This window comes from Phenylobacterium sp., from assembly GCF_046463815.1.
In the GTDB taxonomy this organism is placed as follows: domain Bacteria; phylum Pseudomonadota; class Alphaproteobacteria; order Caulobacterales; family Caulobacteraceae; genus Phenylobacterium.
Genome location: NZ_JBKBRO010000011.1, coordinates 81,929 through 95,286, shown reverse-complemented (window position 1 = coordinate 95,286; position 13,358 = coordinate 81,929). Strand labels below are relative to the sequence as shown.

The 13,358-nt window shown below is 72.7% G+C and carries 13 protein-coding genes; 4 read left to right on the top strand and 9 right to left on the bottom strand.

The annotated features are described in order from the left end of the window. The first annotated feature begins 191 nt into the window (after window positions 1-191). Window positions 192-1,445, top strand: a complete 1,254-nt coding sequence (locus ACK4TT_RS09345) for an MFS transporter (protein ID WP_410212884.1) — start codon at window positions 192-194, stop codon at window positions 1,443-1,445. A gap of 2 nt (window positions 1,446-1,447) precedes the next feature. Here the strand turns inward: ACK4TT_RS09345 and ACK4TT_RS09340 are convergent, their stop codons facing one another. The 5 genes from ACK4TT_RS09340 to ACK4TT_RS09320 all read right to left on the bottom strand — a co-directional run bounded on the left by ACK4TT_RS09340 (window position 1,448) and on the right by ACK4TT_RS09320 (window position 5,042). After that, complete coding sequence (locus ACK4TT_RS09340) at window positions 1,448-2,062, bottom strand: GNAT family N-acetyltransferase (RefSeq protein WP_409635519.1); 615 nt, start codon at window positions 2,060-2,062, stop codon at window positions 1,448-1,450. Then, window positions 2,059-2,541: an N-acetyltransferase family protein gene (locus ACK4TT_RS09335; protein WP_409635522.1), complete on the bottom strand. Its 483-nt coding sequence runs from the start codon at window positions 2,539-2,541 to the stop codon at window positions 2,059-2,061. The genes ACK4TT_RS09340 and ACK4TT_RS09335 overlap by 4 nt, the downstream gene beginning before the upstream one ends. Further along, the gene (locus ACK4TT_RS09330; protein WP_409635525.1) at window positions 2,538-3,422 is read right to left on the bottom strand and encodes an SDR family oxidoreductase; all 885 of its coding nucleotides are present in this window, start codon (window positions 3,420-3,422) and stop codon (window positions 2,538-2,540) included. Before ACK4TT_RS09330 ends, ACK4TT_RS09335 begins: the two co-directional genes overlap by 4 nt. A 27-nt stretch (window positions 3,423-3,449) precedes the next feature. Next, a complete protein-coding gene (locus tag ACK4TT_RS09325) occupies window positions 3,450-4,517 on the bottom strand; it encodes an MBL fold metallo-hydrolase (protein WP_410212883.1) in 1,068 nt (355 codons plus the stop codon). Window positions 4,518-4,595: 78 nt separating this feature from the next. Continuing rightward, a complete protein-coding gene (locus ACK4TT_RS09320; protein ID WP_409635531.1) occupies window positions 4,596-5,042 on the bottom strand; it encodes a MarR family winged helix-turn-helix transcriptional regulator in 447 nt (148 codons plus the stop codon). 89 nt (window positions 5,043-5,131) lie between these two features. On the opposite strand from ACK4TT_RS09320, the gene ACK4TT_RS09315 reads away from it, so the two are divergent. Next, on the top strand, window positions 5,132-5,263 hold the full coding sequence (locus tag ACK4TT_RS09315; protein ID WP_410212882.1) for a hypothetical protein: 132 nt from the start codon (window positions 5,132-5,134) through the stop codon (window positions 5,261-5,263). Window position 5,264: 1 nt separating this feature from the next. Here the strand turns inward: ACK4TT_RS09315 and cydX are convergent, their stop codons facing one another. The 3 genes from cydX to ACK4TT_RS09300 are packed head-to-tail and all read right to left on the bottom strand — an operon-like array spanning window position 5,265 to window position 8,126. Beyond that, a complete protein-coding gene (gene cydX / locus ACK4TT_RS09310; RefSeq protein WP_409635534.1) occupies window positions 5,265-5,384 on the bottom strand; it encodes a cytochrome bd-I oxidase subunit CydX in 120 nt (39 codons plus the stop codon). Between the two features lie 15 nt (window positions 5,385-5,399). Beyond that, window positions 5,400-6,548 (bottom strand): cytochrome d ubiquinol oxidase subunit II, encoded by a 1,149-nt coding sequence (cydB, locus tag ACK4TT_RS09305; RefSeq protein ID WP_409635537.1) that lies wholly within the window; start codon window positions 6,546-6,548, stop codon window positions 5,400-5,402. 12 nt (window positions 6,549-6,560) lie between these two features. Further along, a complete protein-coding gene (locus tag ACK4TT_RS09300) occupies window positions 6,561-8,126 on the bottom strand; it encodes a cytochrome ubiquinol oxidase subunit I (RefSeq protein WP_410212881.1) in 1,566 nt (521 codons plus the stop codon). A gap of 95 nt (window positions 8,127-8,221) precedes the next feature. On the opposite strand from ACK4TT_RS09300, the gene ACK4TT_RS09295 reads away from it, so the two are divergent. Both ACK4TT_RS09295 and ACK4TT_RS09290 read left to right on the top strand, forming a co-directional pair. After that, the gene (locus ACK4TT_RS09295; protein ID WP_409635543.1) at window positions 8,222-9,847 is read left to right on the top strand and encodes an ATP-binding cassette domain-containing protein; all 1,626 of its coding nucleotides are present in this window, start codon (window positions 8,222-8,224) and stop codon (window positions 9,845-9,847) included. Beyond that, window positions 9,844-11,430 carry an ATP-binding cassette domain-containing protein gene (locus ACK4TT_RS09290; RefSeq protein WP_410212880.1) on the top strand — a complete coding sequence of 529 codons (1,587 nt, stop codon included), beginning with the start codon at window positions 9,844-9,846 and terminating at the stop codon, window positions 11,428-11,430. The genes ACK4TT_RS09295 and ACK4TT_RS09290 overlap by 4 nt, the downstream gene beginning before the upstream one ends. Here ACK4TT_RS09290 and ACK4TT_RS09285 read toward each other — a convergent pair. Beyond that, window positions 11,427-13,259: a DUF885 domain-containing protein gene (locus ACK4TT_RS09285; protein WP_410212879.1), complete on the bottom strand. Its 1,833-nt coding sequence runs from the start codon at window positions 13,257-13,259 to the stop codon at window positions 11,427-11,429. The two genes, ACK4TT_RS09290 and ACK4TT_RS09285, sit on opposite strands and share 4 nt — an antisense overlap. Window positions 13,260-13,358 lie beyond the last annotated feature (99 nt).

Genomic DNA, 13,358 nt, shown 5'->3' with positions numbered 1-13,358 from the left:
GGACGACGGAGCGGCGGGCGGCTTCGATGCCGGGCCGCCGGAAGGTTCAGGCGCTGGCTCAGGCGCGCGGACGTCGTCGCATCTCGAGGGCCCTCCGGGCCGTGGACAGGAGCCGCGCACATAGGGCCGCCGCCCCCGCGCGTCAACGCCGTTGCGGCGCGGTGCGACGCAAGGCACCGTCCCGCCACGCCATGGCCGACACACCGCCCGAACCTCCGCCCTCCGCCCGCGAGCTCCTGAGGCAGCGGGACTACCTGTTCTTCTGGGGGTCGCGCTGGACCGGCAGCTTCGCCAGCCAGATCCAGAGCGTGGCCATGGGCTGGCACATGTACGTCCTGGCCCGCCAGACCCGCTCGGTGGAGGAAAGCGCCTTCCTGGTGGGCATGATCGGCCTGGCCGCCTTCCTGCCCGTCTTCCTGCTGACCCTGCCGGCCGGCGAGGCCGCCGACCGCTACGACCGGCGCAAGATCCTGCTCATGTGCCTGACGGGCGAGATCGTCAGCGTGCTGATCCTGGCCGTCGCCAGCATGAACGGCTGGGCCTCCCCGGCCCTGCTCCTCGTGGTGGCCGCCTTCTTCGGGGCCAGCCGGGCGTTCTTCGCCCCGGCCAACACGGCGCTGGGCCCCATGCTGGTGCCGCGCCGCCTCCTGCCGCGCTCGATCGCCTGGAATTCGCTGGCCTGGCAGAGCGCGGCCATCGCCGGCCCGGCGGCGGGCGGCCTCCTGATCGCCGCCTCGCCCCAGACCGCCTATTTCGCCGTCTTCGCCCTCTACGGCCTGGCGGTGTTCTTCGTGGCCTCCATCCGCAAGGACGCCACGCCCGACGTGAACCCGGGCTCGCGCTGGCAGCTCATGAAGGAGGGTCTGGCCTACGTCTGGCGCCAGAAGATCGTCTTCGGCGCCATCTCCCTCGACCTCTTCGCCGTGCTCCTGGGCGGGGCCACCGCCCTCCTCCCCGTCTTCGCCCGCGACGTCCTGCACGTGGGCTCGCAGGGCTTCGGCGTCCTGCGCGCGGCTCCGGCGGTCGGCGCGACGCTCGTGGGCCTGTGGCTCGCCGCCAAGCCCCTCCACGGCCGGGCCGGGCTGTTCATGTTCGGCGGCGTGGCGACCTTCGGCGCGGCCACCATCGTCTTCGGCCTGTCGCAGTCCATGTGGCTGTCGGTGGGCGCGCTCGCGGTTCTCGGCGGCGCCGACATGCTCAGCGTCTACGTCCGCCAGACCCTCGTCCAGCTCGTCACGCCCGACGCCATGCGCGGTCGCGTGGCCGCCGTCTCCTCGGTGTTCATCGGGGCCTCCAACGAACTCGGCGAGTTCGAGAGCGGCGTGGTGGCCCGCCTGTTGGGTCCCGTGGGCGCGGCGATCTTCGGCGGCGTGGGCGCCATGGTCGTCACCGGCCTCTGGGCCCGCCTCTTCCCCGACCTGCGCCGCGCCGACCGGCTGGAGTAGCGCTACAGCCTGTGTCGCGTCCGCCATTCGTCGGCGGTCATCTCCCAGTAGAGCGACGCCCGCGTGGACCCGTCCGGCCGCACCGCCTCGCGCTCGCCCATGGGCCGGAAGCCGGCCGCCTCGATCAGCTTGGCCGAGCGCACGTTGTCCAGCGCCGCCGTCAGGCACATCAGCCGCACGCCCAGCGCCGCGAAGATCCAGCCGAAGGTGTGGGCCGCGCCGCTCCCGCCCTGACCCTTGCCCTGCTGGCTGGCCCGCATGGCGCCCGCGAGCTCGGCCGACGACCGCTCGGGCCAGACGGTGATCTTCGAATAGCCCGCGACCTCGCCGGCCTCGTCCAGGGTGACGATCAGCAGGCCCTCGCCGGCCAGGGCCTGGGCCTGGGCCTCGGCCACCCAGCGGGTGACGCTGTCCTCCGTGATCGGGCGGGGCAGGTCGTAGATCGGGTCCGACACCGCCGGGTCGGCCAGCAACCGCACGAGCCCGGGAACGTGCTTCAGTTCCGCCCGCGCCCGCCCCGGTCCCAGCTCGGTCACGTCCGCCGTGCGCACCGCCTCGCGGATCGCCGCGGCCTCCGCCTCCGAGGCGTGGAGGACGGTCTTGGGCGGGGCGCTCACGAGGCCGCCAGCCGCGTCAGCGCCTCGCCGTCCAGGCGCCGCACCGTCCAGTCGGTCATCGCGCCGGCCCCCAGGCTGTCGTAGAAGGCGATCGAGGGCGCGTTCCAGTTCAGCACCGCCCACTCCAGGCGTCCCAGGTCCGCGTCCACGCACCGCTGGGCGAGCCTGCGGAGCAGCGCCTTGCCGGCCCCCAGGCCGCGCGCCTCGGGGCGCACGAACAGGTCCTCCAGGTAGATTCCCGCCCGGCCCCGGAACGTCGAGTAGTTGTAGAACCACAGCGCGAAGCCCACCGCCACGCCGTCGGCCTCGGCGATCTCGCAGAAGCAGCGCGGGTTCTCGCCGAACAGGTCGCGCCGGATGTCGGCCTCGGTCGCCTCCACCTCGTGCAGCAGGCGCTCGTACTCGGCCAGCTCCTTGATGAACGACAGGATCAGGGGGGCGTCGCCGACCGTGGCGACGCGGATGGTCACCTGGCTCATCGCGGCGCCAGGCTCCCGGCGCCGATCACCACCCCCGGCGGCGGCGGGATGTCGTCGGGCACGAAGAAGTCCGGCATCAGGGGGACGCTGGGGTCGACCCGGTACTTCTCGAAGTCGCGCACGCCCTCTCCGTGGAGGAAGGTGTCGTCGATCAGGAAGTTGCCGGTGAAGTCCCGCGCCGGCTTCGTGAATATGGCATGCGCCGCGTCGGCCATGATCTCCGGCGTGCGGCAGGCCCGCATCCCCTCGTCGCCGGCGAGCGCGAAGCGGATGGCCGCGGTGGCGATGCCGGTGCGGGGCCAGAGCGCGTTGAAGGCGATCCCGTCGGCCCGGAACTCCTCGGCCATGCCCAGCACGCACATGCTCATGCCGAACTTGGCCATGGTGTAGGCCACGTGCGGGCCGAACCATCGGGGGCTCATGTCCAGCGGCGGCGACAGCATCAGCACGTGCGGGTTGGCGCTGCGCTTCAGGTGCGGGATGCAGGCCCTGGAGGTCACGAACGTGCCGCGCGTGTTGATCTGGTGCATCAGGTCGTAGCGCTTCATGTCGGTGCCCAGCGTGCCGGTGAGCTGGATGGCCGAGGCGTTGTTGACGCAGATGTCGAGGCCGCCGAAGCGCTGGACCGTCTGCTCGACGGCGTCGGCGACGTTGTCCTCGTCGCGCACGTCGACGATCAGCGGCAGGGCCTGGCCGCCGGCCTTCTCGATCTCCTCGGCCGCCGAATAGATGGTGCCCGGCAGGTGCTTGTGCGGCTCGGCGGTCTTGGCCGCCACGGCCACGTTCGCCCCGTCCCTCGCCGCGCGGAGCGCGATGGCCAGGCCGATGCCCCGGCTCGCGCCGGTGATGAACAGGGTCTTGCCCTTCAGCGTCTGCGTCATTCGTTCAAAGCTCCCGTCGCGGCGAGCTTAGGCCGTGGCCCGGTACCAGTCGACGCCCTGGGCGTCCCGCTCGCGCGTCGCCAGTCCCCGGCCGCGCAGGCAGTTCAGGTGCGCCAGGCTCTCGCCGGTGGCCAGGCCCAGCAGGTTTTCGTCGATCCGCCGGCGGAACAGCACGCTGAACACGTCCGTCACCCGCTTGGGCTCGGCCAGCGCCTCGGCCAGGCGCGAAAGCCCCCGCTCGTGGCCGCCGATCAGGTGGTCCAGGCGCGCGTGCAGGCCGCGGAAGGGCTCGTTGTGGGCGGGCAGCACCAGCACGTCGTCCGGGACCCGGTCCTTGATGTGGGCGAGCGACGTCAGCCAGTCGGTCAGGGGGTCGGCCTCGGGCTCCGTCGGGAACAGCGAGACGTTCGACGAGATCTTCGGCAGCACCTGGTCGCCCGAGATCATCAGCTTCAGGTCCCGGCAATAGAGCGAGGCGTGCTCGGGGCTGTGGCCCGATCCCACGACGACCTCCCACTCGTGGTCGCCGATGCGGATGCGGTCGCCGTCGTTCAGCCGGTGGAAGCTGTCGGGCAGCACGTGGATGCCGCGCCCGAAGCCGCCGAACTTGGCCTTGTACTGGTCCAGCGCGTCCTCGTCCCAGCCCGCCGCCTTGTAGAAGCGGATGGCCACCGCCGGCGCCTCGCGGCCGGTGTCCAGCGCGAGCGACCGGCAGGTCACGAACTCGAGCCGGGTGATCCAGAGCTGGCAATCGAACTTGCGCGTCAGCCAGCCGGCCATGCCGATGTGGTCGGGGTGCATGTGGGTGACGAACACCCGGGTCACCGGCTTGCCCTCAAGGGGCCCGGCGAACGCCGCCCGCCAGCCGTCGCGGGTCTCGACGCCGCTGAGGCCGGTGTCGACGATGGCCCACCCGTCCCCTTCGCGGATCGCCCAGACGTTGATCGATCCCAGCGGCCCGCCCAGCGGCATGCGCAGCCACTTCACGCCGGGCGCCACATCCACGGCCTCGCCGGTCTGCGGCGCGTGCTCGAAAGGGTAGGTCAGCTTAGGCCTGGCCGTCTCAGCCGTCTTGTCCTCGATCCCGTCGCGCACGCCAGCTACTCCCCTGCTCGGGCCCAGTCTCGCCGCCTTCCCCTGCGGACATCAACCGCCGGGGCTCACGCCCGGCCCTCAGGCCTGTTCGATCATCCAGGTCCGCAGCGCGCGCAGGAACGGCAGGGCCTCGCGGAACTCCTTCTGGGTGAAGGCCTCCCGCAGCTTCTCCATCTTGGGCCGGATCGCCGCCATCGAGCGGCCGTAGGCCTCCCGGCCGGCCGCCGTCATCCGCACCCGCTTCTTGCGCCGGTCGGCCTCGCACGGCTCGATGGCCACCAGCCCCATGGCCTCCAGGCGCTGCAGGGTGTTGGTGATCGCCCCGGCGGTCATCTGGACCGCCGTGGCGATGCGCGCGGGCGTCAGCTCCTCGCCGCGCCGGGCGATCAGGTTCAGCACCTCGAACTGGGGATAGCTCAGGCCCACCGGCAGGCAGCCGCCGATCACCATGCGCATCCCGTGCTCGATCATGCCGATCTCGTCGAACACCTGGACCTCCGGGTGTTCCTCGACCGTCGCAGCCATGGCTCGAATCCTCCGCAGGCGGATGACCAAGCTATATGTGCTTCAATGCTGAAGCTTCAAGGTTGAATGTTCAGGCGAAGAGCGCCGTCATGAGGCCTTCCAGTCGCCGGGACAGCGCGGCGCGGCGGGCCGACGTGCTGCTGGTGCTGGGCAGCGCCAACTCGTCCAACTCGGTGCGCCTGGCCGAGGTCGCGAGGTTGAGGGCCGCCTACCTCGACTGAGCTAGGCTTCGTCGCGGCCGTCGTCCCCGGCGTCCATCAGGTGGAATTCGTGCCAGAGGCCGTTGAGGATCGCGAAGGCGACCGCCAGCCCCAGGCCGAGGATCCAGGCGAAGTACCACATGCTCGCGGCTCCTGATCAGTAGAGGTCGGGGTTGACGGTGAGCTCGCCCACGCTGGCGCGGCCCCACATCACCTTGAAGGCCCAGGCCGTGTAGGCCAGCACGATCGGCAGGAAGACCACCGTCACCACCAGCATGATGAACAGGGTCATGTGGCTGGACGAGGAGTTCCACACGGTCAGGCTGGACTTCGGGTCGATGTTGCTGGGCAGGATGAAGGGGAACATGGCGAGCCCCACCGTCGAGATGATGCCCAGGGTCGAAACCGACGAGCCCAGGAAGGCGGGGGCCTCGCGACCGGCGCGGATGCCCAGGAACGCGGCCAGGGCGCCCAGGAAGCCGAGCGCCGGGGCGGTCCACATCCAGGGATGGGCGGCGAAGTTGTCCATCCAGGCGCCGGGCGCGGCCACGGCGCCGGCCCTGAGCGGGTTCGACGGCCCGGCCATGTCGACCGCGCCCTCGACGCGGAAGCCCAGGCCCCCGAACGCGGCGAAGGCGTAGCCGCCGGCGAACAGGACGATCGCCGCCAGCGCCGCGACCTGCCCGATCGCCCGGGCGCGGTCGCGCACCGGTCCGATCTCGGCCTTCATGGTGAGCCAAGCCGCGCCGTGGGTGACCAGCATGGCCGCCGACAGCAGGCCGCACAGCAGGCTGAAGGGGGTGAAGAGGCCCAGGAAGGTCCCTTCGTAGACCGCCCGCATGTCGGCATCGAGCCGGAATGGGACGCCCTGCAGCACGTTGCCGACCGCCACGCCGAACACCAGGGCCGGGGCGAAGCCGCCCACGAACAGGGCCCAGTCCCAGCCCGAACGCCAGGCGCGCGAGGGCCGCTTCGAGCGGTACTTGAACCCCACGGGCCGCAGGATCAGGGCGGCGAGCACGGCGAACATGGCGAGGTAGAAGCCCGAGAAGCTCACCGCGTAGACGAACGGCCAGGCCGCGAAGATCGCCCCGCCGCCCAGGATGAACCACACCTGGTTCCCTTCCCAGGTGGGCGCGATGGTGTTGATCACCATCCGCCGCTCGCCGTCGCCGCGGGCCACGAACGGCAGCAGCGAGGCCACGCCCAGGTCGAAACCGTCGGTGATGGCGAAGCCGATCAGCAGCACGCCCATCAGCCCCCACCAGATGACCCGGAGGGTCGGGTAGTCGAGAGGAAGGTCCATGACGCTCGGGTCCTATTCCGCCGGGATGGCGACAACGTCTTCAGGGGTGTGGGCGGGGCCCTCGTGGCGGGCGTAGGGCCCGCGCCGGATGGTGCGCACGATCAGGCCGACCTCGATCACCGCGAGCGTCCCGTAGAGCAGGGTGAAGCCCACGATGGTGGTCCAAAGCTGCGCGACCGTCAGGCTCGACACGCCCAGGAAGGTGGGCAGCACGCCCTCCACGGCCCAGGGCTGGCGGCCGATCTCGGCCAGCACCCAGCCCGATTCCGCCGCGATCCAGGGCAGCGGCATGATCGCCACCGCCGTCCACAGGAGCCACTTGGCGTCGCAGCGGCGCAGGGAGGCCATCACGAAGGCCACGGCGAAGACCGCGACCTGCAGGAAGCCGATGCCGGCCATGATGCGGAAGATCCAGAACATCACCGGCACGTTGGGCACCGTGTCCCAGGCCGCCTTCTGGATGGTGGCCGCGTCCGCCGTGCGCGGGTCGTCCACGTACTTCTTGAGCAGCAGGCCGTAGCCCAGGTCGCGCTTGGCGAGCTCGAAGTCGGCGCGGGCGGCCGCGTCGGCCGGCTGGACCTTCAGCCGCTCCAGGGCGTCGTAGGCCTTCACCCCGTTCTCGATGCGGGTCTCGGCCACGGCCACCAGCTCGAAGATGCCGCTGACGGGCTTGTCGATGCTGCGGGTGGCGATCAGGCCCAGGACATAGGGGATCTTGATCTCGCCGTGGGTCTTGCGGTCCGCCAGGCTCGGGAAGCCGATGGCGGTCAGGCCGGCCGGGGCGGGCTCGGTCTCCCACATGGCCTCCAGGGCGGCCAGCTTCATCTTCTGGTTGTCGGTGAGCGCATAGCCGCTCTCGTCGCCCAGCACCACCACCGACAGCGCCGAGGCCAGGCCGAACGAGGCGGCCACCGCGAACGACCGCTTGGCCACGCCCGGCCACTTGCCCCTGAGCAGCATGATCGCCGAGACGCCCAGCACGAACACCGCCGCCGTCACGTAGCCGGCGCTCACGGTGTGCACGAACTTGGCCTGGGCGACGGGGTTGAACAGCACCTCGCGGAAGCTCGTCACCTCCATGCGCATGGTGTCGGGGTTGAAGACGGCGCCGACCGGGTTCTGCATCCAGCCGTTGGCCACCAGGATCCACAGCGCCGAGAGGTTCGAGCCCAGCGCCACCATGAAGGTGACGAACAGGTGGCCCACCTTCGACAGGCGTTCCCAGCCGAAGAACATCAGGCCGACGAACGTCGCCTCCAGGAAGAAGGCCATCAGGCCCTCGATGGCCAGCGGCGCGCCGAAGATGTCGCCCACGTAGTGCGAGTAGTAGGACCAGTTGGTCCCGAACTCGAACTCCATGGTAAGGCCGGTGGCGACGCCGAGGACGAAGTTGATCCCGAAGATCGTCGCCCAGAAGCGCGTGATGGTCCGCCAGATCGGGCGGTTCGTCATCACGTAGATGCTCTCCATGATGACCAGGAGGAAGGACAGTCCGAGCGTGAGCGGCACGAACAGGAAGTGGTACATCGCCGTCAGGGCGAACTGCAGCCGTGACAGCTCGACGACGCTCAGGTCCATGACCGGGTCCTTTGGCTTGCCTGGCGGGCCGTGGGCGCCCGCGGGGCCGGGATATCCCTATATGCGTACATTCGCAAATAACGTTGCGTAACCCGATGACCGTGGCAGACGCGAGGGAGGTGCAGGGTCTGCTGAGGGCCTGGGGACGGGCGGCTTATGCGCCGCGCGGGGCGCTCCTCGCCTTGACCCTGATCAACGCGGCCGCCGCCGGGGGCTTCGCAGCGGCCCTCGTCGCCCTCCTGACCGGCGCGCTTGCGCCGGGTCTCGCCGGCCTCGCCTTCGCCCTGGCCGTCCGGACCGCCGCCGGCTTCGCGGCCGCCCGCCTCTGCGCCCGCCACGCCCGCCGGGTGACGGCCGACGTCCGCCGCCGCGTCGTGACCGCCGCCCTCGCCCGGGGCCGCGGCGATCCCCGTTCGCTGGGGGAAGCCCTGGGCGCGGCCGTCGACGAGGTGGAGGCCCTCGAGGGCTTCTACGGCCGCTACCGCCCCGCCGAGCTGGAGGCCCGGATCGCCCCCCTGGCGATCGCCGCGGCCGTCGCGGTCGCCAGCCCGGTGGCCGCCGCCATCCTGATCGCCACACTCGTCCCCTTCGTCGCCGTCATGGCGCTCGCCGGCGGGGCGGCGGCCCTGCAGTCACGGCGCCAGTTCCAGGCCCTGGCCCGCCTCTCGGGCCTGTTCGTCGACCGGGTCCGCGCCCTGCCGGTCATCCTCGCCTTCCAGGCCGAGGGCCGCGAGGCCGTCCGCGTTTCCGAGGCCGCCCACGACGTCAGCCGCCGCACCCTGGCCGTGCTCCGGATCGCCTTCGTCTCCTCGGCGGGCCTGGAGTTCTTCGCCGCCCTGGCCGTGGCCCTGGTGGCGGTCTACTGCGGCTTCTCGCTGCTGGGCCTGCTGCCCTTCCCGGCGCCCGAGACCCTCGACTTCCGCCGGGCCTTCTTCGCCCTCGCCCTCGCGCCCGAGTTCTATGCGCCTCTGCGCAGGCTCGCCGCCGCCTACCACGAGCGCCAGGTCGCCCAGGCCGCCGCAGCCCGCCTCGCGCCCGTGCTCGGCGACGCCCCGGAGATCGCCGACGCGCCGCCCGGCCCGGCCACGGCCTCCCCGCCCGAGATCGTCCTCGCCGGCCTGCGCCTCGAACTGGGCGACGCCGTCGTGGGGCCGCTGGATGCCGTGGCCCCGCCCCGCGCCGTCACCGCCATCCTGGGTCCCACCGGCTCGGGCAAGTCCTCGGTTCTGGCCGCCATCCTGAGCCTCGCGCACGTGGCCGGGGGCGAGGTGCGGGTGGACGGCGTCCCGGCCGCCCGGGCCCCGCCGCCCGAGCGCCTCGCCGCCTGGGCCGGACAGGCGCCCGCCTTCCTGCCGGGGACCATCGCCGAGACCCTCTCCGCCGGCCGTCCGGACGCCGCCCGCGCCGACCTCCTCGCCATGGCCGAGCAGGTGGGATTGCGTCCCGCCCTCGACGCCCGGCCGCTCGGTCTCGACACGCCGCTGGACGAGCGCGGCTCGGGCCTGTCGGGCGGCGAGCGCCGGCGCCTGGCGCTGGCCCGCGCCCTGCTGAAGCCCGCCCCGCTCCTGATCCTCGACGAGCCCACCGCCGGTCTCGACGCCGCCGCCGAGGCCGAGATGATCGCGCTCATTCGCGAGGCCGCCCGCACCCGCACCGTCATCGTCGCCACCCATTCCGAGCGGCTGGCCGGGGCCGCCGACCGCATCGTGAGGCTGGCATGAGCCGAAGCTCTCCCGTGCGCCGCTTCCTGGCCGGGCAGGTCGCCCGCCGCCGGGGCGACCTCGCCGTCGCCGCCGCCTCGGCCGCCGTGGCCGCCGCCGCCGCGACCCTGCTGCTCGGCCTCTCGGGCTGGTTCCTGGCCGGGGCGGCGATGGCGGGCGCCGCGGGCCCCGCCGCGGTTCAGGCGTTCAACTACCTGCTGCCCAGCGCGGGCATGCGGGGCCTGGCCATCCTGCGCACCCTCGGCCGCTACGGCGAGCGGCTGGCCGGGCACCGCGCCGCCTTCCACGCGCTGGCCGCCCTGCGCCCGGCCCTGTTCGCCGGCCTCGCGGCCGCGCCCGCCGCCAAGGCGCTCGGCCTCTCCTCGGGTGAGGCCTCGGCCCGCCTCGTACAGGACGTGGACGCCGTCGAGACCCACTTCGTTCGCCGTTCGGCGCCCTGGAGCGCCGCGGCCGCCGCCGGGGCCGCGGGCGCCGTCATCGCGCTCGCCTCGCCGCTCGCCGCGCTCGCCTTCCTGGCCGGCCTCGCGGTCCAGCTCGTGGCCGTCCGGGCGCTGGCCGAACGCACCCTGCGCGGGCCCGGCGGCCAGCATCTCCAGGCCGCCGGCGCCCTCAAGGACGCGCTCGGCGCCTACCTGCCCGCCGCCGCCGAGCTGCGCTGCTTCGGCCTCACCGGCCGCGCCGTGGACGCGCTCATGGCCCGCGACGCCGAGCTGTCCGCCGCCGCGCTGCGCCGCCGCGACGCCGAGGCCCGCCTGTCGCTCGTCGAGACCGCCGTGGCCGGCGCGAGCGTCCTCGCCGTCGCCGCCCTGTCCGGCGGCGCCGGCCTGCCCCTGGCGGCGCTCGCGGTGCTGGCCGCGCTGGCCGGGATGGAGGGCGCGGCCGGCCTGCTGCGCGCCGCCGAGCAGGCGGGCGCCCACGAAGCCGCCGTCGACCGCCTCGACGCCGTGCTGGCCGGGGGCCGCAAGGCCGCAACGCCCCCGCCCGCGACCGCTCGCCTCCGGATCGCCGGCCAGGACCTCGCGCCCGGCGAGCGTCTCGCCCTCGTCGGGCCGTCAGGCGCCGGCAAGACCACCCTGCTGGAAGCCTTGCTGGGCCTGCGCGCGCCCCCGCCCGGCCGCCTGGCGGTCGACGGCCGCGCGCTGGAATCCGCCCCCGAAGGCTGGGCCCGGCCCCTCTTCGCCTACGCGCCCCAGGACGCCCGCCTGCTGACGGGCACGGTGGCCGAGAACCTGCGCCTGGGCGCCCCCGAGGCCGACGAGGCCGCCCTGTGGGCCGCGCTGGCCGACGCCCGGCTGGACGCCCGCGTGCGCCGCCTGCCCCAGGGCCTGGACACCTGGCTGGGCGACGGCGGCGAGATCCTGTCCGGCGGGGAGCGGCGGCGCCTGTCCCTGGCCCGCGCGCTGCTCCGGCCCGCGCCCTGGCTGCTGCTGGACGAGCCCACCGAGGGCCTCGACGCGGAAACCGAGGCCGCCGTCGTGGCGGCGCTCGCCGCCCGCCTGGAGCGCGCCGGGCAGGGGCTGGTCCTGGTCAGCCACCGTCCCGCCCCGCTCGCCCTCTGCGCGCGGCGCCTCGAACTCGGCTAAGCCGCCATCCGCCGCTGGGCGGTCCAGCGGCGCACGCGGGCCTCCAGCACCGGCAGCGGGACCGAGCCCGCGCCCAGCACCACGTCGTGGAACCCCTTGAGGTCGAAGCGCGGCCCCAACGCCGTCCTGGCCTCCTCGCGCAGCGCCAGGATCTTCACCATGCCCACCTTGTACGAGGTGGCCTGGCCCGGCATCACGAAGTAGCGCCGGATCTCCGAGCGGATCTTCCCCAGCGGCTGCGGCGAGTTGGCGGTGTAGAAGGCCAGCGCCTGTTCCTCGCTCCAGCCCTTGGCGTGGATGCCGGTGTCCACCACCAGCCGGATGGCCCGCCAGATCTCCCGGCCGAGGCGGCCGAAGTCGCTGTAGGGGTCGGTGTAGAAGCCCGCCTCCTTGGCCAGCAGCTCCACGTAGAGCCCCCAGCCCTCGATGTAGGCGCCGTAGCCGTACTGGCCCCGGAACGCCGGCAGGCCGGTCATCTCCTGGGCAAGCATGATCTGCATGTGATGCCCCGGCCAGCCTTCGTGGTAGGCCGTGCCCTCGATCTCGTAGGTCGGCGTCGCCGCGGTGTCGGCCAGGTGGACGTAGAAGATGCCCGGCCGGGAATTGTCGGGCGCGCCGGAATTGTAGTGCGCCGCCCCGCCCGGCTCCTCGCGGAAGGACTCCACCCGCTTGACGATCAGGTCGGTCTTGGGGATGCGCCCGAAGTAGTTCGGCAGCGCCGCCTTCATGCCCGCCAGATACCCCTCGGCCAGCTTCAGGTAGGCGGCCCGGCCGGCGTCGTCGTTGGCCACGTAGAACCGCTTGTCGGTCCGCATGAAGACGAAGAACTCCTCCAAGGTCCCGGAGAAGCCGATCCTGGCCTTCAGCGCCTCCATCTCGCCGCGGATGCGCTTCACCTCCGACAGGCCCAGGGCGTGGATCTGTTCGGCGGTCAGGTCGGTGGTCGTCTGCTGGCGCAGCATGGCGTCGTAGAACGCCGCCCCGTCGGGCAGCGCGCCCACGCCCTTCGGCTCGGGCGAGGCGTTCGCTGCGTCGGCCGCCAGCCACGCCGCCACCCGGTCGTAGGCCGGCTTCATGGTCCCGGTCATGGCCTCGGCCAGGGCGCGGGTGAGCCGGTCGGCCTGCGCCTGGTCGACCTTGCCCGCCGCCTTCAGCTCGGCGACCTTCTCCTTGCCGTCGGCGAACAGGGCCGAATCCCCGCCCCCATCGAAGGGGGCGCCCGTCGTCAGCCGCTTCACCTCGACCAGCGACTGCTCATAGGAGAAGCGCGGCGCCCGCACGCCCATGGCCGCCGAGGCCTTGGCGCGTTCGAGCTGCACGTCCAGGGCCGGGCCGATCTGGGCCACGCGGGCGACATAGGCCTCCATGTCGGCCGGCGTGTCCACCCGGTGCTCGTTGATCATGAAGTTGGGCAGGCGGGTGTGCGGCCCGTTGCGGTCGAAGATGTAGTTGTGGGTTCGCCAGCGGTAGGCGGTCTCGGCCCGGTCCAGCTCCAGGGCCCACATCTCGAACGAGGTGCGGGCGTCCTCCGACAGCTTGGCCGGATCGAATCGCCGCTTCATCTCGGCCACGCTGGCGCGCCGCCACTCCAGGTCGCGGGCGAGGGCCGCCTCGCTGCGGTCGGTCAGCTTGTCGTACTGTTCCTTGCGGCCCAGGCTCGTCAGGGCCTGCGGGTCGAGCGCCAGCTCCTTCTCGAATTCAGCGTCGAGATAGGCCGTGAGCGCGCGGTCCGCCTCCGAGCCTGGGGCGCCTTGGGCCCGCGCGGTGGAGCCGAGCAGCGCCGCCGTCGCCGCCATGCCGAAGCCGAAATCACGTCGCGAAAGCCGCATGTCGAACACCCCCACGGGAAGGAACAAGGCGGCGAAGCTAGCGGGGCCTGCGCCCGCGTCACGCTAATATCTCGTCATGTTGGCGGACGCGGCGGCGTC

Coding starts and splice junctions, on each gene's coding strand:
- ACK4TT_RS09335 (WP_409635522.1), bottom strand. CDS start 2,541: ATGAGCCAGGTGACCATCCGCGTCGCCACGGTCGGCGACGCCCCCCTG.
- ACK4TT_RS09300 (WP_410212881.1), bottom strand. CDS start 8,126: ATGGACCTGAGCGTCGTCGAGCTGTCACGGCTGCAGTTCGCCCTGACG.
- ACK4TT_RS09345 (WP_410212884.1), top strand. CDS start 192: ATGGCCGACACACCGCCCGAACCTCCGCCCTCCGCCCGCGAGCTCCTG.
- cydB (WP_409635537.1), bottom strand. CDS start 6,548: ATGGACCTTCCTCTCGACTACCCGACCCTCCGGGTCATCTGGTGGGGG.
- ACK4TT_RS09320 (WP_409635531.1), bottom strand. CDS start 5,042: ATGGCTGCGACGGTCGAGGAACACCCGGAGGTCCAGGTGTTCGACGAG.
- cydX (WP_409635534.1), bottom strand. CDS start 5,384: ATGTGGTACTTCGCCTGGATCCTCGGCCTGGGGCTGGCGGTCGCCTTC.
- ACK4TT_RS09330 (WP_409635525.1), bottom strand. CDS start 3,422: ATGACGCAGACGCTGAAGGGCAAGACCCTGTTCATCACCGGCGCGAGC.
- ACK4TT_RS09290 (WP_410212880.1), top strand. CDS start 9,844: ATGAGCCGAAGCTCTCCCGTGCGCCGCTTCCTGGCCGGGCAGGTCGCC.
- ACK4TT_RS09315 (WP_410212882.1), top strand. CDS start 5,132: ATGAGGCCTTCCAGTCGCCGGGACAGCGCGGCGCGGCGGGCCGACGTG.
- ACK4TT_RS09295 (WP_409635543.1), top strand. CDS start 8,222: ATGACCGTGGCAGACGCGAGGGAGGTGCAGGGTCTGCTGAGGGCCTGG.
- ACK4TT_RS09285 (WP_410212879.1), bottom strand. CDS start 13,259: ATGCGGCTTTCGCGACGTGATTTCGGCTTCGGCATGGCGGCGACGGCG.